This is a genomic window from Paenibacillus sp. FSL R7-0216 (assembly GCF_037969915.1).
Classification (GTDB): Bacteria; Bacillota; Bacilli; order Paenibacillales; family Paenibacillaceae; genus Fontibacillus; species Fontibacillus rhizolycopersici.
In genome coordinates this window covers 690,103-712,277 of record NZ_CP150222.1, presented here as the reverse complement: position 1 = coordinate 712,277, position 22,175 = coordinate 690,103, and the positions used below count along the sequence as shown (strand labels likewise).

Here is a 22,175-nt window from a genome sequence, read left to right as displayed (position 1 = left end):
CCGATGAAGAAAGTGCTGCTCGTCGATGATGAGATTCTCGTCAGGGAGAACATTCGGGATTGCATTCCGTGGGAACGGGAAGGGTTCGATTATCTCGGCGACGCTTCCGACGGAGAGATGGCTCTGCCGATGATCGAGCAGTTGCAGCCCGATATCTTGATCACCGACATTAAAATGCCGTTTATGAATGGCCTTGAGTTATGCCATGTGGTGCGCGCTAAATTCCCTCAAATCAAGATCATTATTTTGAGCGGACACGGGGAATTCGATTATGCCAGAAAAGCGCTCAGCCTTGGCGTGGAGGAGTATTGTCTGAAACCGATCAGCGCCTCGGATCTGGTTGGGTTGCTTCGGGCGGTAGGCGACAAGATCGATAAGGAGCGAAGCGAAAAGGAACAGCTCGCGGGGTTGATGCGCCGGGAACTGGAGAAAGCCGGGAATTCACGGCACAAGCTGTTAAGCGATTTATGCGGAGGGATGTTGTCCGCACCGGAGGCCATTCAAACGGCCGAAACTTTATCGGTTCCGTTGGTTGCCCGCTGGTATGCCGTAACGATTATCGATCTGCGTCCTGCGGAACCTTCAACCGGAGAAATGGATGTCGAGGGTGCCGCGGATTGGACCGATCTGTTAGAGCATATTCGGAAAGAGTGCGATCATCGCCAGATGCTGCAGTATCCAGCCAGCCGGACCAAAAAGGTATGTATCGTCAAAGGGGATACGGAAAGTGCGATCAAGAAATTGCTGGAGCCTTTTCGCCGAGTGCAGGCCATCCTCGAAGAACCGGCCTGCCGCTTCCCGCTTTCCCTCGGGATCGGCTCGGGACATGAGCGTATCCAGGGCATTCACCTTTCTTTTCTCGAAGCCGAGGAATCGCTTCACTGGCTACGGCTCACGAGGCAAAACCGGCAAAACCTGCTGGAGGCGACGCGCAGCTCCATTCAACACAATATTTTGCTGGACCGGCAGGCCTTTATTCGGTTTCTAAAGATCGGAACCTCCCGGCAACTGTCTTCCTTTATCCCTGAATTCGCCGCCGTACTTCAGTCGATCGATTGGGATGCCTCTCTGACCGGTTACTACATCCTGAACGACCTGACGTTGGAGGTGTTCAAGGTGGCCGAGGAGTCCATCCGGGGACCCGGGGACTCGGGCCAGAGCCTCCGGTCGTTTCAGGGGCGGATCGAAGCGGTGGACCGTTGGGAGGAAGCCTGCGCTTATTTGACCCACCTGGTGGAACAATTCTGGTTGTGGCGCGCCAGATCCACCGACCGTTACGCTGATTTACTTCATCGGGTGAAGGATTATATCGCCGCCAATTATGACAAGGGCTACATTTCCCTGCAGCATGCCGCCGAGCATGTCAGCATGAGCCCGAGCCACCTGAGCAAAATCTTCAGTCAGGAAACCGGTCAAACGTTTATTGAGTTTCTGACGGAAACACGGATTCGCAGAGCGATGGAGCTGCTGCAGTCGACGCAATGCAAAACGTATGAAATCGCATGTCAGGTCGGCTATAGCGATGCGCATTATTTCTCGAACCTATTTAAGCGGGTGACCGGGATGACGACAACCGAATTCCGTAAACATGGCGCGTTGACCGCTGTCAAAACCAGCATCCGCCTCACAAGGGAGGAGCCGCATGATCATGCCGTTTCAGAGTCGCTGGAATAAACGCTCGATAGGGGGCGCTTGGTTGGGAAGGCTGATGAGCGGACGTACCTTGGGGCCGGCGTTGGGTTTGCTGTTGGTGTTGGCGCTCACGGGATGCCAGAGGGCTCCGGCGTCTGTCGCGGAGGGTGGAGGTGCAAGCACTACGGTCTCAACCGCCGTCCCTGCCGCCGTCCTTCCGCCTTCAACTTCGTCTAAGCTCCAAGCGCCGAAGTACATTTTCGGCATCATCTATCCGATGGCGCATCCTTTCTATGAGGAAATCACCCGGCTTGCGGAAGAGGCGGGCTCTCCCGAAAAGGTGAGGCTTGTTGTCAAAGCCCCCGAAACGGTAAGCGTAGAACAGCAAATCCATATGATGGAGACGATGATCCAGCAGCAGGTTGACGGTATCGCGATTTCCCCGATCGATTCCGTCGCACTCACCCCGATGATCAACAAGGCGGTAGACGCCGGAATTCCCGTCATCTGCTTTGAATCGGACGCCCCGGATAGCCGACGTTCGGCTTATATCGGCACGGACAACGTGGAGGCCGGGGCGGAAATGGGCCGCGTGATCCAGAAACGGATGAAAGATAAAGGCATGGTCCTCGTCGCATCCGGCGTTTCTTCGATGAGTCAGGATCGGGACCGGCTGGAGGGATTGCTGGACTTTTTGCATGACGAAACGAATATCCAGGTGTTGGAGATCCGCCACAACGAGGGGGACGACGGCAAGGCGCTGGCCGACCTGGAAGCGATGATTGACGCCCACCCCCATTTCGATGCCTTCATCTCGGTCGATCTTACCTCCAGCTCCGCCTCCGTGCTCGTCTGGAAAGCGATGGGACTAAACCGTTATGCCGTGGCCTTCCATATGACGCCGGAAATGAAGGAGGGCTTGCGCAACGGACAGATCACTTCCGTGCTTTCGCAAAATGAGGATGGGTGGGGTGGATTGCTGGTCGGCCAATTGCTACGGTTGGCCCGTGGAGAGTCGGTTCCCGCCATTAGTGATACCGGGTGGACGGTCATCGATAGCTCACCCAAAGCGATGGCATCCAAAACGAAGTAAGAGGCGTAAGCAAAAGCCCTTCCAGCGGCACAACCGCGGAAAGGGCTTCTTTGTCGTTGATTAAGCTTGTCCTTCTTCTCCCAAAACAAAGCGATAAACGCTGTCGACCTTCTCCTCCGTCAAATCCCCGCTGTTGTCGAACACTAGGATAGAGGAAGCCGGGATGTCCCAATTGATCTCCGGTACGAACTGCACACGGTGCTTGAAATCATCCCAGTGCTCCAGCTTCCAGGTATCGCGGTCCGTGCGACGGTCAATAATTCTTTCCTTTTGGGTCTCCATGTCCTTCAGCGCGACGACCACAACCTTGACGTCCACTTCCCTTTTGGACAATCCCGCCTCTTGAAGGAGCGTTTCTAGCCACGCTTTGTTTTTCAGTTCCGCCGTGAATGGAGAAATCATAAATACGTTTTGGCCGGCCGCCAAGTTTTCAATGCAGATGTCCCGCGTCGTATCGTATTCCAGATCACGCAGATGCTTCTTGTAAAATTCGGAGTCCCGGTCGTTCACGTCCAGACCGTTCATCTCCAACATTTTCTCCACACAGCGTCCCCCTACGGTATCGCGGTCCAAAAAAGCCGCCGGTATCCGTCTTGCCAACTTGCGGGCCACCGTCGTTTTCCCCGTTCCAGCGACTCCTACGAAAAAGACCAATTTCAGCATGATGTCCAAATATCCTCCTTCGGCAATTGCGAGCAGTTATGTATTTTGTCCTATTGTAACATTTTTTCTCCCGTTTGCGCCGTTGGCTGGCCGCCACAAAAAAACCGGCCCGGGAAATCTCCCCGAAACCGGCGATTGAGGCCCGTGTTCCGCACGCCATCGCAATGGCTTAGGATTGCTGCTGCCGCAGCCGCGTCTCCCGGGCGAGCTCCTTGACGTTGTCCTCCAGTCGGCTGCGCAGCTCCTCGGCGATTTCGAAACCACCCGCTTCGGTGCGCGCCACTTGGGTGTCCACCGCATACACGCCGCCCAAGATATAACGTGCGCCCAGCACGGACAAGACCGGCTTCAATGCGTAATCAATCGTAAGCAGGTGAGCAAGACTCCCCCCGATAAAGAGCGGCAGAATCACTTTTCCGGCCAAGCCCTTTTGCGGCACCAGATCCAAGAACGTCTTCAATACGCCGGTATACGACGCTTGATAGACAGGGCTGGCGACGATCACTGCGTCCGCTCCAGCCACCAGCGCATTCGCTTTAACGATCGCTTCACTTTCAAATTTGGTGTGGATCAAATCCTCCGGCGGCAACTCCCCCACGTTCAAATGGCTGACTTCGAAGCCTTCCCCTCGCAACAGCTCCTCGGTCAACGCGATCACCGCTCCCAGCCGGGACCCCAGTGTTGGATTGCCGTTAATCACCGTAACTTTCATTTGGATTCTCCCCTTGTCTCATTCGGACGTTCGCCTTCCCTCGAATCCCCGACGAATTCCCTAAATTTTAAAACGATGCTATCAAGATTTGAATGAAAAGTCAATGCAAGCCGGGGCGCCTTCCCCACGCGGGCGAGCCGCTCGGTCAGGCTTTCTCTACAAGGCCTCGATGATGTCTCCGGCGAGCAGCGACGCCGGGTTGCCCGTACGGGCCGCGGCCGCGCGCTCGCCGGCCAGGCCGTGCAGATAGACGCCGAACGCCGCCGCTTGCACGGCGTTCAAGCCTTGCGCCAGCAGCCCGGCGATGAGGCCGGTCAACACGTCCCCCGAGCCCCCGGTCGCCATGCCGGGGTGCCCGGTGACATTGACGAACACGCGGCCGTCCGGGGCCGCTACGACGGTGCGCGCGCCCTTCAGCACGAGCGTCACGCCGTGCTGTAAGGCAAAGCGCCGCGCCAGGCCGATGCGGTCCCGCTGCACCTCGGCCGTGGACAGGCCGGCCAGCCGGGCCATCTCGCCGGGATGCGGCGTTAGGATCGTCGCCGCCTCCCGGCGCTGCCACGCCGCTAAGCCGTTCGCGGCGGCGAGGATGTTCAGGGCGTCCGCGTCCACCACGAGGGGACGCGGAGCGCCCTCCCACACGGCGCGCAGGAAGCCGTCTTCGCCCGGGAAGCGGCCCAGCCCCGGGCCAACGGCGAGCACGTCGCGCGCCGCCAGCAGCCGCAGCAGCTCGGGGGCTGCTGCGGCGTTCCACGCGCCGGCTTCGGGAGCGCCGCCGGCCGGCGCGAGCATCAGCTCGGGCACGGCCCCGAGCACATGCGGCAGCAGCGCCTCCGGCAGCGCCCATGTGACGAGGCCGCTGCCGGCGCGGAGCGCGGCTTTGGCGGCCAGCAGGCCGGCGCCGCTCATCGTGAGGCTGCCCGCCGCCAGCAGCACGTGCCCGTACGTGCCCTTATGGCCGTCGGCCTCGCGCCGCCGGCCGGGGTCCACCCCGAGCTCGCCGCGCAGTGCCTCCTCGGTGAGCAGCACCCCCGCTTCCGCCGCAAAGTCCGGCGGAAGCGCGCGGGGGATGCCGATATAGCGGACGATCACGTCCCCTGCGGCCTTCGCGCCCGGATACTGCGTCAGCCCCGCCTTCAGGAAGGCGAGGCATACGGTGATCCGGGCCTGGATGCACGGGTCGTGGACCGCGCCGGTATCGGCGTCCAGCCCGCTGGGGATGTCGGCTGCCACGATCGGCAGCCGGCTCTCGTTCGCCTCCCGGATGAGGGAGGCGTAGGCTCCCCGGGGCGCGCCCTTCGCCCCGGTGCCCAGCAGCGCGTCCACGATCCCGGTCACCCCGCGGGATCGGGCCGCGGCCACCGCGCCGGGTGTGTACGCCTCGCCCGGCAACCCCAGGGCTGCAGCGATGTTGTGCTGCAGCCCGGCTTCACCGCCGAGTCGCTCCGGCTCCTCGGCGTACAGCAGGCTCACCTGCACGCCCGCATCCGCCAGATGGCGTGCGCACACCAGACCGTCGCCGCCGTTATTCCCCTTGCCGACGAGGATCAGCCAATGCTCCGCCGTCTTCTCCTCCTCCGAGACCCGCTCCCCGCCGCTCACCAAGGCATGACGCTCGCGAATCGTCTCCGCCGGGCGCTCCGGAAGCCGACCTTCCCGCCGCAGCCGGCAAAAGGCCAACACCTCCTCGGCAATCGCCCGTCCGGCGTTCTCCATCAAGGCGACCGCCGGGATTCCGATTTGCACAATGGCATGGTGGTCAATGGCGCGCATTTGCTCCGACGTCACCAATTTCATGGTTTCTCCCCTCCCCCTGAACTTACTTGCGCCAAATCACTCTTCCCTAGTACCCCACCGTGAATCGGGTGCCGATATAATACGGGTCCTCCGCCTCGTCAAGCAAGGCTGCCGCGTAATCCTCCGTCGTAATCCGGCTGTTGTCGCGCTCGTCGGTAACTAATCGGTCTAGGCCCAACCGGAACATGCCCGTGCGGTTACCCGGCTCGATGAACGCCGGCGGGCTCAGCACGGTCCATTTGAGATCCGACGCCTGGTAAATACTCAGCGCCTCTTCATGGGCCCGGGCCAGCGGACGTACTTCCTCCGGGAACTCCGGCGTATCCATCAAGCGCACCCCCGGCGCGACCTCAAGGCCGCCGGCCCCGCCAACGGCGATCAGCCGGCAGACGCCGCCGCGCTTGACGCCTTCAATCAGCGAGCGCGTCGCTTCCAGCAGCTCGTCCTCTTCCCCGAAGCGCGGCCCGTACGCGCTGATCGCGAGGTCCTGCCCCTGGACCAGCCGGGCGATCGATTCAGGGACCAAGATGTCCCCTTCCTCCAGGAACAAATGCCCGGCCTTTTTGGTGTCCGCCGGGACGAGATCCGGCAACCCCATCTCGGCCGCCCGCGTCCGATCTCTGACCACCGCCGTCACTTCATGTCCGCGCCGCACCGCTTCTTCCGCAATTCTTTTTCCGATCGAACCGGTCGCGCCAAATAATACGATCTTCATCTATGTCTCGCCCTTTCCTCGCGTTGGATGGTAATCCCAGGTTTTGCTGTTTACATTATAATCATCCTGCCCCAGCAAGTCCAAAAGAACAAGGCCTCCCCGCTGCCGCGCAGCCAGAGAAGCCCACTGTCATCTGCAGAGGACCCATTGTTGTAGTTTGTGCAACATTTTCATCGGTCCGTGCTGGGATGGATCTATTTTGTTGTCCTTGTTGCAACATTTTCGGCACCTTTTGCAGCATTTTCACCTAAATTAGTTCGGGCTGTATGGATAGGTTGCCTAATTTGCAACAATTCGGGGATCGCTCGTTTTTACGTCGTACCCCGCGTACAATCGCAGCCCGTTATCCTGCTTTGCCTAACGCGAAGCTTAAGATCAAAATCACGAACACCACCGTGGTGATGATCACATACCGGTAATCCCGCTCCGCCCAAAACAGGAACAAGGAAACGAAAACGCGGAATACCGGCGTCAAGATCAGCAGCAAGAGGCCGGTCTGGATCACCGCTGCAGCCTTGAAGGCTACCAAGCCGGACACGATGGCGCCGAAGCTGGTCGGATACGTATCCCCCGGATACCCGCTGTCGCCGGTGACTAAATACTGGACGAGTCCGGTTACGATGACGATTGCGGCAAGCATGACGCCGATTCGTAGCATTTTGCTAATCGCCGTTTCGATTTCGAAGGTACGGCTTTGCGACGATTCGTTAGAGCCAGCCATATCAACCCCTCCATCCTTGGTAGATCATTTGAAATGCGACGTACACCATGACCGGGATAAAAAGCTTGCGGATCGTCTTGCTCTTCATCCGCTGCATCAGGCGAGACCCTACGGTTGCTCCTATCAGCACACCCAGCGCTACCGGCGCCGAAATGATCGGTATAATATCGCCGCGGAGCAAATAGATGCCTGCGCTTGCCGCTGCCGTTACGCCCATCATAAAGTTGCTGGTCGCTGACGACACCTTTAGCGGCATTTTCATAAACACGTCCATCGCCATGACCTTGAAGCTGCCGCTGCCGATGCCCAGCAGTCCGGAAATGACGCCCGCGCCGTACATTACCCCGAAGCCCTCGTATACCCGGTCCACGTTATAAGCGACGGTTTGGCCCAGCGCCTTATCGTAATACTCGCCCTGCAATCCGAGCTTTTGAGCTACCGGATGCAGCGGGACGTTCTCCGGAACTTCCTGCTTGCCCTTTTTGATCATGGCATACGCGGAGTAGAGCAGCAGCAGCGCGAAAATAATATACAGAAACCGCGGGGCAATCAAGACCCCGATAAACGCACCGGTAATCGCCCCGACGGTCGTGGCGATCTCCAGAAACATGCCGACCCGCAGATTGGTGATCCGATCGCGGATATACGCCACCGCCGAGCCGCTTGATGTAGCGATGACGGAGATGATGCTCGCCCCGATCGCATGGTTGATGTCAACGCCAAACAACAAGGTTAACGCGGGGGTTACGATGATTCCTCCGCCCAATCCGAGAACCGAGCCGACGATACCCGCCAAAATGGCGATCATGAAAATTTCAATTACTGTAGAAGTCAATCCGATGGCATCTCCTTTGCCCTTTACTTTCATGGTGGCGTGCCCCTACCACCGCGTTCATCATGTCATTGCTTTCTCCAATACATCCCAAGACCGCCGGGAGCGGTGTATTCGAAACCGAAGCTCCGGTACAATGGATCCGCCGGGACGTCGGCAATCAGACTGACGTAAGTTAGCGGCAGCGCATGCCCTTCCAGAAATCCCATGATTTCTCCCATGATCCTTTTGCCTAGGCCTTTTCCCTGAAGATCCGGACGTACGATGATATCGACGACCTGCAAAAAGCACCCGCCGTCGCCAACGATTCTTCCCATCCCCGCCAGCCCCGATGCATCATGCAACGAGACAGCAAATATGGAGTTGGCTAAGCCCGTGGCTGCTCCTTCTGCGCTGCGCGGGCTCATTCCGGCTTGCTCCCGAAGCCTCAGATAATCGTTAACTTCAGGGGCCACCCGTATGATTTTAACCTCAGCACCGGGTGTCCGTTCATTCATGTTGTTCCCTCCGTCTGCCGTTTATTTTCACAAGTTTTCATCAGTTTCCAAGTATACCATATTTCCGAATCTCTTGAACCAAGCTTGAATCCGAACGGCACGTGTGCAATAGTGAAAGGAGGAATATGGAAAGGGTGATCACCATGTCACTGTCGGAATGGGTTACCTGGCTGCAGACGTCTGAACATTCGGCAATAGCCGCTTTCCTGGCGTTATCAGCGTTTCTCGCGCTTTACGGTGCGACACGCCGCAAAATCGACCGGGATGAACACAGACGACTGGAATACGTCAACTCCACTTTGGATCGTTATGCTTCGGCTGCCGGGTCTTTAATGACAGCTATGGATCTGTCATCGCAAACTTCCCTGGACCCGGACCTAGGCCTCCTACGAGACAAGCTGCTCGCTTGCCGAGCCGCGCCTTATACCAGTGAAAATCTTCTGGCCCAAATCGCCGCTTTTGTCGAGGACAGCGATGCTTCCCGCCTTCCTCTGATGCTGAGAACGATCGAGCGGGAAAGCGAGGCTCTCATCGCCGAGCGGGACAAGTTGCTTCGCCTGATGGAACGGCCCGGCTGGGGAAGTTGGCTCTGGCGCGTTGTCCGGCCTCTTTTGCCGGTGTTGTTCGCCGCTGCTTTCTTTCTAACACTGCTTTGGTTATGGCGCTTGCTGGGAACGAGCCTCTCCAGCGAGACGGTAACTGAAGACGTATGGGAGGTGGCGACGGGCTGGATGCAATTAGCCTCATGCTGGTTTGCGTTGCTGCTGCTTTACATGGCAATCATGGGCGGGCGGAATCGGCATGACAACGCCGTCCCCGCTCGTCTGCTGGCCTCCTTCATCGCCGTGTTGGCTGCGGTCCATATAGCTGGAGGTCAGTTAGCCCCTTATATTTTGGGCACCCAACTGCTTCTGTTTCTCGGCGGGTTCCGCCTAAACAGCCGCAAGCCAAGGAAGGCGCGTCCATACGTCGGCCACGACCCGCTGCCGATGTCACCGGGGGCTGTTGAAACGCCCCTTCCCGGAGCCGTGCAGGCGGAAGGCCGACTGGGAGAAGGCGAAACGCCGCAATAAACACAAACAACCCCGATTCCTTGTAGGCGGCGCAGGCCTCGCTGCCTGACCGCCCGGAATCGGGGTTGTTCTTATGGAAACCGTTATGCGAGTTACCGCTGTCCGGATTCGCGCAAAGGTTTGGCCGTATGACGGGAAGCACCGGAAGCCCTGGAGGCGCTGCCTGGATTCAACTCGTAACGTTTGCGCTCCGTGCGTTCCATTTGCACGATTTGGCCTTCATGAACGACGATGTTCAGCGAACCGAATTCCATGCCGCCCAGCAGTTCCGCGATCCGTTCCAGCCAGATTTCGTCGACTTTCAATGGTTTCGCCATCCCCCTACCCCTCCCCTTATACAGGTAAATCAAAAGTTATCTTTGGATCACGAAGCTCTCTCATTAAGAAGCCTATCCGACAGCGAATCTTGAATTCAGCCGAGCCTTCCGTTGCTCACGTAGCTTACAGCTACGCTCCGCTACTCTGTCTCTAGCTTCATCCAACCTTCTTGGTGCTCCCAACCTAACTTTTGATTCTTGATTTGAAGCGGTAAATCAAAAGTTATCTTTGGATCACGAAGCTCTCTCATTAAGAAGCCTATCCGACGGCGAATCTTGATTTCAGCCGAGCCTTCCGCCCGCACACACGTCGTTAACCAGCGCCTAACGTCAACTCAACCGGTTACTCTACTAACTACTAACTTACGCAACGCCCTACTACCGCTGCTTCCACCGCATGAACTCCGCTACCTCCAACTAACTTTTCGCCTTCTAACGGAACCCAGAGCCGTTATTTGTCCGTTTCGCGAATGATCTAGTTTCTAACGGAACCAGGAGACCTTATTTCGGGCAAATACAGTCCATTCTCCGCGAGATGAGCCCAATAAGGCGTCTGAGTTCCGTTACAGCGGGAAATAGCCGGGAAATGAGCAAATAACGACGCTACGTTCCGTTAGAAGTTGGCTGCTCGGTTCACGGTTCACAGTTTACCGCACACGGCACCTACAACACGCTCTCGGCAAACCTCCGTATTACGTCCCCAAAAACCCTGAACCGCTTAACCTAACCCCATTAAGCAACTTGGCGGCGGAGCTTGCGTTTCTACCTTAATGGCGGCTTTGGCGCGTGAACCAGCCTTTGAGCAGCAGAGTCACGAGCGCCAGTAGCAGCAAAAGAGAGGCTACGGCAAACGATGCGGCAAATTGGTATTCGTTATACAAAATCTCCACATGCAGCGGCAATGTGTTTGTTTCTCCCCGGATATGGCCCGAGACGACGGAGACGGCACCGAACTCCCCCATCGCTCGCGCGTTGCAAAGCACAATTCCGTACAATAGACCCCATTTGATATTCGGGAGCGTGACCTTCCAGAAAATCCGGAAGCCCCGAGCTCCCAACGTGACCGCGGCCTCTTCCTCCTGCTGCCCCTGATCCTCCATCAAGGGGATGAGCTCACGGGCAACGAACGGAAAAGTCACGAACAACGTCGCCAGGATAATGCCTGGCAAAGCAAATATGATTGAAATCTGATGTTCGTCCAGCCACGGTCCAAACCAGCCGTGCGAGCCGTATACGAGCACATAAATCAGGCCTCCGATGACCGGAGATACGGCAAACGGCAGGTCGATCAACGTGACCAGCACCTGCTTGCCGCGAAACTTGAATTTGGTGACGGCCCACGCGGCGGCCACCCCAAAGATTGTATTCAGCGGTACGGTAATCAAAGCGACGAGCAGCGTCAGCCGCAACGCAGACAACGCATCCGGATCGCGGATCGCCGCAACGTACACGTCCCAGCCTTTCTTAAGCGCCTCCGTCAGCACGACGGCAAGCGGCAAGACGATCAGCCAGAGCAGAACGAGTGCGGCCGCCGTAATCAATACCCACTTCATGGCGCCGCCCCTCTTCCCCACCTGCCTACGCGGGGCCGTCGGCTTGCTTGCAGCTAATGGCACAGAACCGGCCATAATCTTCCCTCCTATCGAGTTCGTGTCTTACCGCGCGGTCTTGCGGATCCGGCGCTGAAGCGTATTGATGAGCAGCAGCAGCACGAACGAGATCATCAGCAGCATCAAAGCTACCGCCGTCGCTCCGGCATAGTCGAATTGCTCCAGCTTCGACATAATGAGCAGCGGAGCGATCTCCGTCTTCATCGGCATGTTGCCAGAGATAAAGACGACGGAGCCGTATTCGCCGATGCCGCGAGCAAACGCGAGCGCAAACCCCGTTAGGAGCGGCGGCAGGAGCTCCGGCAACACCACTTGGCGGAAGGTACGGAAGCGGCTTGCGCCGAGCGTCGCCGCCGCCTCCTCCACCTCGGCATCCAAATCCTGCAGCACCGGCTGTACGGTGCGTACGACAAACGGGATGCCGATAAACATCAGCGCAAGCGTGATACCTGCCGGCGTAAATGCGATGCGGATCCCCAGCGGTTCAAACAAGGAACCGATCCAGCCGTTAGCCGAATAGATCGCGGTAAGCGAAACGCCGGCCACCGCCGTAGGCAAGGCAAAAGGAAGGTCGATCATGGCATCAAACACGTTTTTGCCGGGAAAATCGTACCGGACCAGCACCCAGGCTAGCAGCAGCCCCAATACGGCATCAATAAGTCCGGCCACCGCCGCGGTCACAAAGCTCACCTTGTAGGAAGCCAGTACACGCGGGTCGGTCGCGACATCCCAAAATTTCTCCCAGGTTAGTCCTGTAGAATTCAGCAGCAAGGCGGAAAGCGGGATCAGCACGATTAAACTGAGATACAGCACGCTGAATCCCATCGTCAGCCCGAAGCCGGGCAAAACGCCGCGCTTTGTGGTGCCACTGTGCATATTTTTTCGCCTCCGATTCGTTACGGTCGGTTTGGATTATTGTGGTACATAGATCTGACTGAAGATGCCGCCGTCATTGAAATGCTTCGCTTGCGCTTCGGCCCAGCCACCGAATTCCTCAATCGTAAACAGCTTGATCTCCGGGAATTTGTCGGCATACTGCGTCTTCACGCTATCCAGTGTCGGGCGGTAGTAATTCTCCGCGGCTATTCTCTGGCCTTCTTCCGAATACAGGTATTTCAAATAAGCTTCAGCTACTTCACGGGTGCCCTTGGCATCCACGTTCTTGTCTACCACCGCGACTGGCGGTTCGGCCAGGATGCTCTCCGACGGATAGACGATATCGAATTTGTCCGGACCGAGCTCCTGCACAGACAACCAGGCCTCATTCTCCCACGCCAGCAGAACGTCACCCAGCCCGCGTTCCACGAATGTCGTGGTTGCGCCGCGTGCTCCACTGTCAAGAACCGGAACATGCTTGAACAGTTCCTGCACGAACTCCCGTGCTTTCGTTTCATCGTTATTGTTATGATGCAGGGCGTATCCCCATGCCGCCAGGTAATTCCACCGTGCTCCGCCAGAGGTTTGCGGGTTCGGCGTAATGACCTCGACTCCCTCTTTGATCAAATCGTCCCAATCCTTGATCTCTTTGGGGTTGCCTTTGCGAACTAGAAATACGATGGTCGAGGTGTAGGGCGAGCTGTTGTGCTCGTATTTTTGCTGCCAGCCTTCACCGATCAGACCGCTTTGCGAAATGGCGTCAATGTCGTATCCGAGGGCCAATGTGACCACGTCGGCTTTCAAACCGTCGATGACCGCCCGGCTTTGTTTACCCGATCCTCCATGCGACTGCTTGATTGTCACTTTCTGTCCTTTTTCCTTCTCCCAATAGGCCGCGAAGGCTTTGTTATAGTTCTCGTATAATTCCCGTGTCGGGTCGTAGGATACGTTCAGCAACTCCACCGCTTTGGGCTTCACCCCACTGCCGGAATTGCCGGCTGCCGCGCTGGCTGCCTCGTTGCCCCCGCTATTGTTCGCCGAGCAAGCCGCCAGGACTCCAACCAATATCAACGTCAAACCTATTAGAACCCCTTGCTTCAACCTTCTGTTCATCGTATCACTCCCCATACTCACTTTCTTCTCGCTTTACTAGGGCAGGGCTGTCATCTACCGCATCAGAATCCATTGGAAAAAGGAAAACGGAGAAACGCCCCACCCCCTACGGTCAAACCGAGCCACTACCCGTGTCTGCCAAGGCAAGTAGAGCGTTCCTCCGTCCGTACGGTGAGAACATTTTTAATTATTCCTACCTGTTTAGTATGCTATGGTGTTATTTTATATGCGGCAGCCTAAAAATGTCAAACCTTTTTATGCAAAAAAATCAAATTATTTATAAGCTCCCCTTATAGCCGGGACAGGCCCTGGCTTGGAGCGCTATATGCCCCCTTCCACAAGAAAAGAACCCGGAAGCCAGCGGAGTGCGGGCCTTCGGGTTCTTGGGTCGGAACCTTCGTCTTTCATTTGAAATTGAAGCTTCTGCCTCACTTGGTACCTGCCGGCCGCTGGGCGTTTTCCCTACTAGTAGAGATATGCCATTTCAGGCTTCCAGGTTCCTTGACGCTTCGAAATTCTTCCGGAGTTACTGCAACATCCCCGCCGCAAGGTTCGCCGGAAGCGGCTCGATGCAGGACGGCTTGTCGACCTTCAAGCTATGCGCGGTCGGCGTAAGATGGCCGCTCTTCGGATCCCGGCGTAAAGCGGCGATATTGCCGCTGTTCTGATTCGCCACCAGGACGTAATCTTCCAAGACCGCAAAATTACGCGGCCAACTCCCCTCCACACTCGTCCATGCCGGGTCATCCAGACGTCCGGTCTTGGGGTCCAGGTGGAAGCGAACAATGCTGTCATGTCCACGATTGGAGCCGTATACGTATCGACCGTCCGGCGAGAAGTGAATATCGGCCGGATAATTCTCCCCATGGAACTCAGTCGGCAGCGAGCTGACGTGCTGAATCACCTCAAGCCGCCCCTCCATCGGATCAAAAGCGTAAGCTGTCATCGTGTTGTTCAGCTCGTTCATGCCGTAAGCAAATCGCTCCGATGGATGGATTACGAAATGCCGCGGCCCCGCTCCCGGCGGCAACTCCGTCACCCCGTGCTTCACGAGTTGCCCGCACTCCAGACGGTAGATCACGATTTGATCGGTTCCTAAATCGGAGACGAATGCGAACCGACCGTCCAGACTTGGCACAGCGCTATGCGCATGAGCCGATTCCTGGCGTTGCCGGTTTACGCTGCTTCCCTCATGGCGGATGAGGGAGATCATGTCCCCCGGCGCACCCTCCGGATCGAGGGCAAACGCATTGACATGACCGCTGGAATAATTAGCGACCAGTAAGTGCCGCTCCGGCCCAGGCTGTAAAGCCAGATAGCAAGGATCTGCCCCAAGCGTAGCCTTTTCGCCTTTCATCGACAGCTTCCCGTCCTTCGGATCTACCTCGAAACCGGCGACCCGCCCTTCCGCTTGTTCACTTACCGCATACAACCGCAGTCCCTTGGCATCGAGTGTCAAAAAGGATGGATTCACGAGACCCGAAATGCTGTGAAGAATCCGCATTTCCCCGGTGCCTCGCTGCAGTTCGCAGAGATAAATTCCCGGATCCTTATTTTCGGCGTAGGAACCCGTATAGAACAGCCAGACATCTTGGCTTTTTTCACTCATTAAATCCTCTTCCTTCCTATGATCGGGTTCATCCAGCAACCGTTTCACCTCGGACAAAGGCAGCCGGTCAAAATACATCTCCACCTGATGCTCCGCCCCGCCATAAATCTGGTTCATGACGGCAGGGATATTCGAGGAAATGGCACAGGAGGAATGCTCGCTGCCGGAGCACCAACTCGGACGCAGCGAACCTTGGGCGAAGATGCGATACAAATCGCCGAGAGACACCTGAGAGAGCTCGGCCTTTAGCAAGTATCCGCCGTGCGCCCCCTCTTTGGTGGTCACGAGCTCGTGGCGGCGAAGCAGGCTAAGCACCTTGCGCACTCTCGCTGGATGTGTCGCCACACTGCAGGCGATCTGTTCGCTGTTGGCCATGCGCTCTTCCCTGGAATTCAAAAACAACAAGCAATGGACGGCAACCGTCAATTCGCTGTTCATCTTTCTTCCCCTTTCCCTTACCGATTTGAAACAAGTGCAGGTGAGTATGATATAATGTTCTCGCGAATCTCTATTACCTAGTAGCCATTATTGTTGGGTACAGCGCACAATTACCTACAGAAAGGGAACCTCTATGAAGCTGATGAATCCCTCTTATATGCAAATCTTTTTTACTTTCGGTGCGATGGCCATGGCCGTCGCAGTTCTGTTTATCCGTCTGAAAGCGAGCCGTCGGCCTGTCACCGTGAAGAAGATCGTCATTCCGCCGCTTGGGATGACTACCGGCCTCATCATGTTCGTCGTCCCGGAAACGCACATTCCATTCCTGTGGGGCGTGATCGCTTTCGCTTTCGGCTGGCTCCTGTTCTCCTATCCGCTGATTCGAACAACCAAGTTCGAGAAAATCGACGACGAGATTTATGCGGAGCGCTCTCGCAGCTTTATCCTGATCCTGGTCGGGTTGCTGGTCGTTCGTCTCCTGCTCCATGAAGTCGTGGAACAATATGTCTCCGTGATGCAAACAGGAGCGCTGTTCTTCCTACTCGCATATGGTATGATCATTCGCTGGCGTCTGTTTATGTTCAAGCAATACCGGGTCATGACCGAGAATATCGAGGCCTCCTGACCCTAATCAGGCGCAGGAGGCAAAACTCTTAACCTTCCACAACCGATCGGTTGCGCCCCTCTTCCTTTGCCCGATAGAGGCAGCGGTCTGCACGACGGATCAACTCCTCCGCCTCCATCGGATCAAAGGGAGCAAGGCGATATCCCCCGATGCTGATCGTAACGTATGGCTCCGCCTTGGAGCGTTTATGCTCGACGGCCAGGCTGGCGATCGCTTGACGCAGCCGCTCCGCAGCTTCCAAGGTTTCCTGCGTCTCAAGTCCTGACAGGACGACCACGAATTCCTCTCCCCCATACCTGGCAGCAAAGCCCTGCTCCTGCTTCGCCACACCATATATTGTCCAAGCGATCTCTTTCAAGACGTGATCCCCGCCTTGATGTCCATAATAATCATTATAGGCTTTAAAACAATCGATATCTATGATCAGCAGCGACAGCGCCGTGTTTCGCTCCTCCGGGGAGACCATTTCCCAAGCCAGTATCTCATCAAACCGCCGGCGATTAGGTATCTACGTCAACCCGTCGAGATTGGTTAACCGAATCAGCTGTTCGTTCGCATGCTCGAGCTGCAAGCCGGATTCCATCAACTGGCGATGCTGCTCCGATAACCGGATAAATAGTCGATTCACTTCATTTACCACTGCACAAATCACGACTGTCGAAGCGATAACCGAATTGATTTTGGCTACATACCACCCCAGAGTAAAGCGCATGCCGGCAAACAGCGTCAGCGTCACGTCCATCAGTAAGGCAAGCATCGCCACCGCCAACCATAAGTGCAACATCGACCATCCTTTGATTCTTCTCCATACCGCCATCAGGGCAAAGAAATTCAAAATCCACAAGACGGGTCCGATCCCTGAGGTGTTTAGTTTGCGGTAATCGTTCTCTTGAATGATGTCAGGCAGCCAGCGATCGCCTAAAGCGGTGAGCTCAAACACGGCAAATACGCTCAACAACGTCAATGTGATACCGGCTGTACCGTAATTGAAAATCATCTCTTTTGAGCTTAATGGCTTGGACCACTTTCGATTCACCCAAGCGTATAACAAGATACCAAAGGAAAATCCGCTATGCCAAAATACCCATAGCCAGCCCGCGGTTTGCCCCCCGGCCCCTATCATCTCCCCGAATCCGCCAAAGAGATCGGGAAAAGTTAATATATGCAAAAACGTCATCAATCCACTATATAAATAGGTGCAGGACAACACGAGCAACGCCGGAAGACCGGAGGCCCGATATTGGCTGTAGATGATGAAGGCCGTTAGCATATCCCCAAAAATCAGCCAGCCGATCGCGGCGGAGAGAAAGGTTTCTGTGGCGGGAAGCGCTGTCATCCCAAATGGCAAAGCCACGAGCGACACGGAGATAATCAGAACACCGATGAGAATGGCCAGCTTCCTTTGCTTGCTGCTGGAAGGAATATCGAAGACTTGAGAAGCAACCTTATAATTACCGTGCATCGATGCGGGGGTTCTCCCTTCTGGATGTCAAACATTGTAGTAGTTCAAACATATTAAATTTTTAATATAGATGCAATCCTTTTATGGATATTTCATTTTTGCATACCCAAAAAAAACAAAAACAGCCGTATTCGCTTTGATGCGAATACGGCTGTGGCTGCTGTCAGCGTCCACCGATTCCGGCGGCGTCCTCGTCTATGCCTTCTTGGCCGACGATCTTTGATCGGAGCTTGGATTACTCAGTTGGGGAAGCATGCGCGTTCCCATGACCATCTCAGACGAGCAAAGCGGACAAGCCGGACTATGTTCAAACGTGAAGTTGTCACGCATCCATCCATTGCAATCGTCGCTCGTGCAGGTCCATACCGGTGTATTTTCCTCAGGAATTTCTTCTAACGTTTTTTTACGGTAGTTCATAATTCCCCTCCTTCAAGGTGAGCGTTCTAACCGGGTGCATAGATGTGGTTCGTCATAGTGCTATATGTACCATCAGAAGCGAGGTTTCCGAATGTTAACCTCATGAATGATCTTTGAGTAGAAAAACTGCCCTCAATGCGAGAACGCATTAAGAGCAGTTTCTGGCTAGCTTACAGTTTTACAACGTTTTCGGCTTGAGGGCCGCGGTTGCCTTGAACCACGTTGAATTGTACGCGTTGGCCTTCGTCGAGGGTTTTGAAGCCTTCGCCAGTGATCGCGCTGAAATGAACGAATACGTCATTTCCGCCTTCCACTTCGATGAAGCCAAAACCTTTCTCAGCGTTAAACCATTTTACTGTTCCGGTTTCCATAGGGGAATACCTCCTGTTTAAAGATTAACATGATTCATTTTTTTAACAGAAGTCGCTCAAAAGGGCTGACCCTTATGAACATGCACCACTTGTATAAAAAAAATTCACACATTGAAAAAAGTTCCAGGTTTTAAATAGTGACACTCTTTTCAATGGGTGAATGATCTTCTTTCTAAAACACGAGATGAACTCATTATATCCTTTTGCCAGATAAAAAGCAAATCCCCTATTTTTGCAAACCTGTTCGGAAAGACTGGACAAATGCGGCAAGCGAAAACTATAATGACAGTTGTAATCTGCAGTCATACTGTTCAGGGGTGCTGGAATTGGCCGGCTGAGAGTGTATCCCTCAAAGATACTGACCCTTTAACCTGATCTGGATAATGCCAGCGTAGGGAGCTATACTATATGGATATGAACTCGTTATTCATTTCATTTCCATTGCCTATCGCGTCCCGGATCCGGGACGTTTTTTTGTATCCGAAATTTGGATTGCGCTTAAGGTCGCGTTTCCAGGGTTATACCAAGAACAAAGCTGCGGAAATTTAAACAATCGAAGGAGAGAATGTGTCGTGAAAGTTCAACTACGCACCGTGCTGGCGCTGTTCCTCGGCTGTATGCTGCTAATTCTGTCTGCCTGCGGCGGAGCCAACGGAAATAGCGCGGGCAAGGCTGCTGCAGGAAACCAAGGCGGGCAAAATGCCGAGAATGCCGCGCCTAACCAGGCGACCGGCGAAGAGCTGCGCAGCGTCAAGGTTGTGCTCGACTGGAGCCCTAACACTAATCATACCGGCCTTTACGTCGCTAAGGACCAAGGGTATTTCGCCGAGGAAGGGCTGAATGTGGATATCCTCCTTCCCGGCTCTGGCGGCGCTGAGGCGATGGTTGCCTCCGGGGAGGTCCCGTTTGGCGTCAGCGTACAAGAGAACGTCACCCAAAGCCGGCTCCAAGGCGTCCCGCTTGTATCCATCGCCGCAATCATTCAGCATAATACATCCGGCTTTGCTGCACCTGTTGCCAAGAATATCAAGACACCTAAGGATTTTGAGGGCAAAGCCTACGGCGGATGGGGGTCTCCTGTGGAAGAAGCGGTCATTAAATCCATTATGGACCTGCAGGGCGCCGATGTCGGCAAGGTAAAGTTCCTCAACATCGGGGATGCCGATTATTTTACGGCCGTGAAGCGGGATATCGACTTCGCCTGGATCTTCTACGCATGGACCGGCATCGAAGCCGAACTGCGGGGTGAGCCGCTGGATATGCTTTACGTTAAGGACTTCTCCGAACAGCTTGACTATTATACGCCGGTGCTTGTCACCAACGAGAAGACGATCAAGGACGACCCGGAGCTCGTGAAGGCGTTTATGCGAGCGGTGTCCAAAGGCTATGACTATGCAATCGCCCACCCTGAGGAGTCGGCGCAAATTTTGCTCAAGGCTGTACCGGAACTCGACAAGGACCTGGTAGTTGCCAGTCAAAAATGGCTGAGCCCGAAATACAAGGACGACGCTCCGCGCTGGGGCGAACAGAAGAAAGAAGTATGGCAGAACTACTCTGATTGGATGCATGAGCGTGGCTTGCTGGAGAAACCGCTTGAGGTAGATACCGCTTTCACCAATGAGTTTTTGCCGAGCGAATAACTCCCTGAAATTATGTTTTCAACCAATTCCCATTATCGAAAGGATGAACTCATCGATGCCAAACGCACTTTTAAGCATTCAAATCATTCCAAAAACGCCAAATGGTGAAGACGTGATACCGTATGTAGACCGGGCCATTGAAGTGATTCAGGCTTCCGGGGTGAAATATCAGGTCAATCCCCTGGAGACCACCATGGAGGGGAAACTCGACGAGTTGCTGGCTATCGTGAAGAAAATGAATGAAGCCGTCATCGAGTTTGGCAGTACAGGCATCATTTCGCAAATCAAAATCTCGTATAACCCCAAAGGCGTCAGCATGGATAAGCTGATTGAAAAATATCGGCCATGAATCTCCGCAGCCTTTGGCACAGCATCTGGCCGCCCCTTGTGGCGGTCATGCTGTTTTTGCTGATTTGGCAGGGCGCCACCGCCTGGTTTCACATTGAAAAATGGATCCTCCCCAGCCCGGTTGATATCGGGCGTGAAGCGGCCGCCGGTGCGGCCAGTTTAGGGGAGCACACGCTGGCAACACTACGGCTGATGCTGATTGGTTTTGCCATCGGAACGTTCGTGGGCTTGTTGATGGCGTTTGTGCTCCATTATGTCCCGTTTCTTAAAGCGTCGCTGTATCCGTTGATCATCTTGAGCCAAAACGTGCCGACCATTGCGCTGGCCCCACTGCTCATGATCTGGTTCGGGTTCGGGATCCTGCCGAAGATCATCGTCATTACGCTCGTCTGCTTCTTCCCTGTTGCGGTGGCGACCATGGACGGACTGAGCCGCACGGATCGCGCGATGCTGGATTATATGCGGATGATCGGTGCGTCCAAGGCGGATATCTTCCGCAAGCTGGAGGTGCCCTACGCGATCCCCTCGATCATGTCCGGGGTTAAAATCGCCGCAACTTACAGCGTCATGGGTGCGGTCATCGCCGAATGGATCGGTGCGGACAAAGGAATCGGCTATTATATGATGCTGCAAAAGGCGTCGTTCCGCACAGACAAAATCTTCGTCGCCATCGCGATCATCGTAGCGATCAGCCTGGCGATGTTCGCCTGCGTTGCTCTTTTGGAAAAATGGCTTATCCGCTATAAACCGTCGAACGACCGGAGTTAACGCAGCTTACAGAAAGGGTGGCTCGGTTATGAGTGAAAAATCAACGATAAGGGATCTGGCCGTACCGGCGCTCGAGGTCCGGCAGATCCATAAGACATTCCGCGACCGGCGACGGGAAGTCCCCGTACTGCGCAATATCTCGCTACGTGTGCCTGCCGGCGAATTCGTGTCGATGATCGGCCCATCCGGCTGCGGCAAAAGCACGCTGTTTCACATCATCGGTGGGTTGACGGCCCCGGAACAAGGAGAAGTCCTACTTCAGGGACGCCCGGTTACCGGTCAACGCGGGCATATTAGTTACGTGCCGCAGCAACCCGCGCTGTTCCCCTGGCGGACGATCGAGGACAACGTCGTTTTGGCGCAGGAAATCGCCGGAACCAGAAACCGCAGCGATCGTAAGGAAATCCAGCATTGGCTTGAAAAGGCCGGGCTAGGCGGTTTTGAACGAGCTTACCCCCATATGTTATCCGGCGGTATGCAGCAGCGAGCTTCTTTCCTCCGGGGGCTGCTCGCTCCCCAGGAAGTGATGTGCCTCGACGAGCCGTTTAGCGCCCTTGACGCGCTGACGCGCAGCGAAATGCAGCGCTGGCTGCTGGATATTTGGGAAGAGAATAAGCGTTCTGTCTTGATGATTACGCACAGCATCGAGGAGGCGCTGATGCTCTCCGATACCATTTATTTATTCTCGAGCCGGCCAGCGAGCATCCTGCATGCCATTCAAGTGCCTTTCCCCCGACCGCGGCGTGATGAAATGACGGAAGATCCCGACTTTATTCGTTTGAAGCGAGAAATCGCATCCATGATGGCAGAGGAACAACGCAAAACGACAGCAGGAGGAGTCTAGAT

Annotated in this window: 24 protein-coding genes and 1 riboswitch; of the genes, 8 read left to right on the top strand and 16 right to left on the bottom strand. The window is 55.5% G+C overall.

The window, feature by feature from the left end; translation table 11 throughout:
* Positions 1-3: 3 nt before the first annotated feature.
* Together MKZ15_RS02995 and MKZ15_RS02990 are read left to right on the top strand one after the other, a co-directional pair.
* Positions 4-1,674 (top strand): response regulator, encoded by a 1,671-nt coding sequence (locus tag MKZ15_RS02995; RefSeq protein ID WP_339819731.1) that lies wholly within the window; start codon positions 4-6, stop codon positions 1,672-1,674.
* Complete coding sequence (locus MKZ15_RS02990; RefSeq protein ID WP_339819729.1) at positions 1,649-2,725, top strand: substrate-binding domain-containing protein; 1,077 nt, start codon at positions 1,649-1,651, stop codon at positions 2,723-2,725. The genes MKZ15_RS02995 and MKZ15_RS02990 overlap by 26 nt, the downstream gene beginning before the upstream one ends.
* Positions 2,726-2,785: 60 nt before the next feature.
* Here MKZ15_RS02990 and MKZ15_RS02985 read toward each other — a convergent pair whose 3' ends face one another.
* The 7 genes from MKZ15_RS02985 to MKZ15_RS02955 form a co-directional block, all read right to left on the bottom strand.
* Complete coding sequence (locus MKZ15_RS02985; RefSeq protein WP_155608287.1) at positions 2,786-3,388, bottom strand: AAA family ATPase; 603 nt, start codon at positions 3,386-3,388, stop codon at positions 2,786-2,788.
* 169 nt (positions 3,389-3,557) lie between these two features.
* Positions 3,558-4,100, bottom strand: a complete 543-nt coding sequence (gene ssuE / locus MKZ15_RS02980; RefSeq protein WP_213623647.1) for an NADPH-dependent FMN reductase — start codon at positions 4,098-4,100, stop codon at positions 3,558-3,560.
* Between the two features lie 156 nt (positions 4,101-4,256).
* The gene (locus tag MKZ15_RS02975) at positions 4,257-5,897 is read right to left on the bottom strand and encodes an NAD(P)H-hydrate dehydratase (RefSeq protein WP_339819725.1); all 1,641 of its coding nucleotides are present in this window, start codon (positions 5,895-5,897) and stop codon (positions 4,257-4,259) included.
* Positions 5,898-5,943: 46 nt separating this feature from the next.
* Positions 5,944-6,612 carry an NAD(P)H-binding protein gene (locus MKZ15_RS02970; protein WP_339819723.1) on the bottom strand — a complete coding sequence of 223 codons (669 nt, stop codon included), beginning with the start codon at positions 6,610-6,612 and terminating at the stop codon, positions 5,944-5,946.
* A gap of 343 nt (positions 6,613-6,955) precedes the next feature.
* Positions 6,956-7,333, bottom strand: coding sequence for a DUF1634 domain-containing protein (locus tag MKZ15_RS02965; RefSeq protein ID WP_339819720.1), 378 nt, complete (start codon positions 7,331-7,333; stop codon positions 6,956-6,958).
* A gap of 1 nt (position 7,334) precedes the next feature.
* Positions 7,335-8,168 (bottom strand): sulfite exporter TauE/SafE family protein, encoded by an 834-nt coding sequence (locus MKZ15_RS02960; RefSeq protein WP_155607503.1) that lies wholly within the window; start codon positions 8,166-8,168, stop codon positions 7,335-7,337.
* A gap of 65 nt (positions 8,169-8,233) precedes the next feature.
* On the bottom strand, positions 8,234-8,662 hold the full coding sequence (locus MKZ15_RS02955) for a GNAT family N-acetyltransferase (protein WP_193416693.1): 429 nt from the start codon (positions 8,660-8,662) through the stop codon (positions 8,234-8,236).
* Between the two features lie 134 nt (positions 8,663-8,796).
* On the opposite strand from MKZ15_RS02955, the gene MKZ15_RS02950 reads away from it, so the two are divergent.
* Positions 8,797-9,735, top strand: coding sequence for a hypothetical protein (locus tag MKZ15_RS02950; protein ID WP_339819715.1), 939 nt, complete (start codon positions 8,797-8,799; stop codon positions 9,733-9,735).
* Positions 9,736-9,827: 92 nt separating this feature from the next.
* Here the strand turns inward: MKZ15_RS02950 and MKZ15_RS02945 are convergent, their stop codons facing one another.
* The 5 genes from MKZ15_RS02945 to MKZ15_RS02925 form a co-directional block, all read right to left on the bottom strand.
* Complete coding sequence (locus MKZ15_RS02945; RefSeq protein WP_155607421.1) at positions 9,828-10,052, bottom strand: YezD family protein; 225 nt, start codon at positions 10,050-10,052, stop codon at positions 9,828-9,830.
* A gap of 767 nt (positions 10,053-10,819) precedes the next feature.
* Entirely contained in the window at positions 10,820-11,680 is an 861-nt protein-coding gene (cysW, locus tag MKZ15_RS02940; protein ID WP_155607422.1) for a sulfate ABC transporter permease subunit CysW, read from the bottom strand.
* Between the two features lie 27 nt (positions 11,681-11,707).
* Positions 11,708-12,538, bottom strand: a complete 831-nt coding sequence (gene cysT, locus MKZ15_RS02935) for a sulfate ABC transporter permease subunit CysT (protein ID WP_155607423.1) — start codon at positions 12,536-12,538, stop codon at positions 11,708-11,710.
* A gap of 36 nt (positions 12,539-12,574) precedes the next feature.
* The gene (locus MKZ15_RS02930; protein ID WP_339819711.1) at positions 12,575-13,651 is read right to left on the bottom strand and encodes a sulfate ABC transporter substrate-binding protein; all 1,077 of its coding nucleotides are present in this window, start codon (positions 13,649-13,651) and stop codon (positions 12,575-12,577) included.
* A 526-nt stretch (positions 13,652-14,177) separates the two neighbouring features.
* Positions 14,178-15,698, bottom strand: coding sequence for a beta-propeller fold lactonase family protein (locus tag MKZ15_RS02925; protein ID WP_339819708.1), 1,521 nt, complete (start codon positions 15,696-15,698; stop codon positions 14,178-14,180).
* 133 nt (positions 15,699-15,831) lie between these two features.
* On the opposite strand from MKZ15_RS02925, the gene MKZ15_RS02920 reads away from it, so the two are divergent.
* Positions 15,832-16,323, top strand: a complete 492-nt coding sequence (locus MKZ15_RS02920) for a cytochrome c biogenesis protein CcdC (RefSeq protein ID WP_155607426.1) — start codon at positions 15,832-15,834, stop codon at positions 16,321-16,323.
* A gap of 28 nt (positions 16,324-16,351) precedes the next feature.
* On the opposite strand, the gene MKZ15_RS02915 is transcribed toward MKZ15_RS02920, so the two are convergent.
* The 4 genes from MKZ15_RS02915 to MKZ15_RS02900 form a co-directional block, all read right to left on the bottom strand.
* Positions 16,352-16,831, bottom strand: coding sequence for a GGDEF domain-containing protein (locus MKZ15_RS02915; protein ID WP_339822266.1), 480 nt, complete (start codon positions 16,829-16,831; stop codon positions 16,352-16,354).
* Entirely contained in the window at positions 16,832-17,785 is a 954-nt protein-coding gene (locus MKZ15_RS02910) for an MASE4 domain-containing protein (protein WP_339819704.1), read from the bottom strand.
* 195 nt (positions 17,786-17,980) lie between these two features.
* The gene (locus MKZ15_RS02905) at positions 17,981-18,202 is read right to left on the bottom strand and encodes a cold-shock protein (RefSeq protein ID WP_193416699.1); all 222 of its coding nucleotides are present in this window, start codon (positions 18,200-18,202) and stop codon (positions 17,981-17,983) included.
* Positions 18,203-18,372: 170 nt separating this feature from the next.
* Positions 18,373-18,573 carry a cold-shock protein gene (locus MKZ15_RS02900; protein ID WP_009223993.1) on the bottom strand — a complete coding sequence of 67 codons (201 nt, stop codon included), beginning with the start codon at positions 18,571-18,573 and terminating at the stop codon, positions 18,373-18,375.
* A gap of 303 nt (positions 18,574-18,876) precedes the next feature.
* Positions 18,877-18,989, top strand: a riboswitch (TPP riboswitch).
* 156 nt (positions 18,990-19,145) lie between these two features.
* Between MKZ15_RS02900 and MKZ15_RS02895 the strand changes: the two genes are divergently transcribed.
* Genes MKZ15_RS02895 through MKZ15_RS02880 form a run of 4 tightly spaced genes read left to right on the top strand, consistent with a single transcriptional unit; the run spans position 19,146 to position 22,173 of the window.
* Positions 19,146-20,213, top strand: coding sequence for an ABC transporter substrate-binding protein (locus MKZ15_RS02895; protein ID WP_339819700.1), 1,068 nt, complete (start codon positions 19,146-19,148; stop codon positions 20,211-20,213).
* Positions 20,214-20,268: 55 nt separating this feature from the next.
* A complete protein-coding gene (locus MKZ15_RS02890) occupies positions 20,269-20,562 on the top strand; it encodes an MTH1187 family thiamine-binding protein (RefSeq protein ID WP_339819697.1) in 294 nt (97 codons plus the stop codon).
* Positions 20,559-21,329, top strand: a complete 771-nt coding sequence (locus tag MKZ15_RS02885) for an ABC transporter permease (RefSeq protein WP_339819694.1) — start codon at positions 20,559-20,561, stop codon at positions 21,327-21,329. The genes MKZ15_RS02890 and MKZ15_RS02885 overlap by 4 nt, the downstream gene beginning before the upstream one ends.
* Positions 21,330-21,357: 28 nt before the next feature.
* Positions 21,358-22,173 (top strand): ABC transporter ATP-binding protein, encoded by an 816-nt coding sequence (locus tag MKZ15_RS02880; RefSeq protein WP_339819691.1) that lies wholly within the window; start codon positions 21,358-21,360, stop codon positions 22,171-22,173.
* Positions 22,174-22,175: the final 2 nt, after the last annotated feature.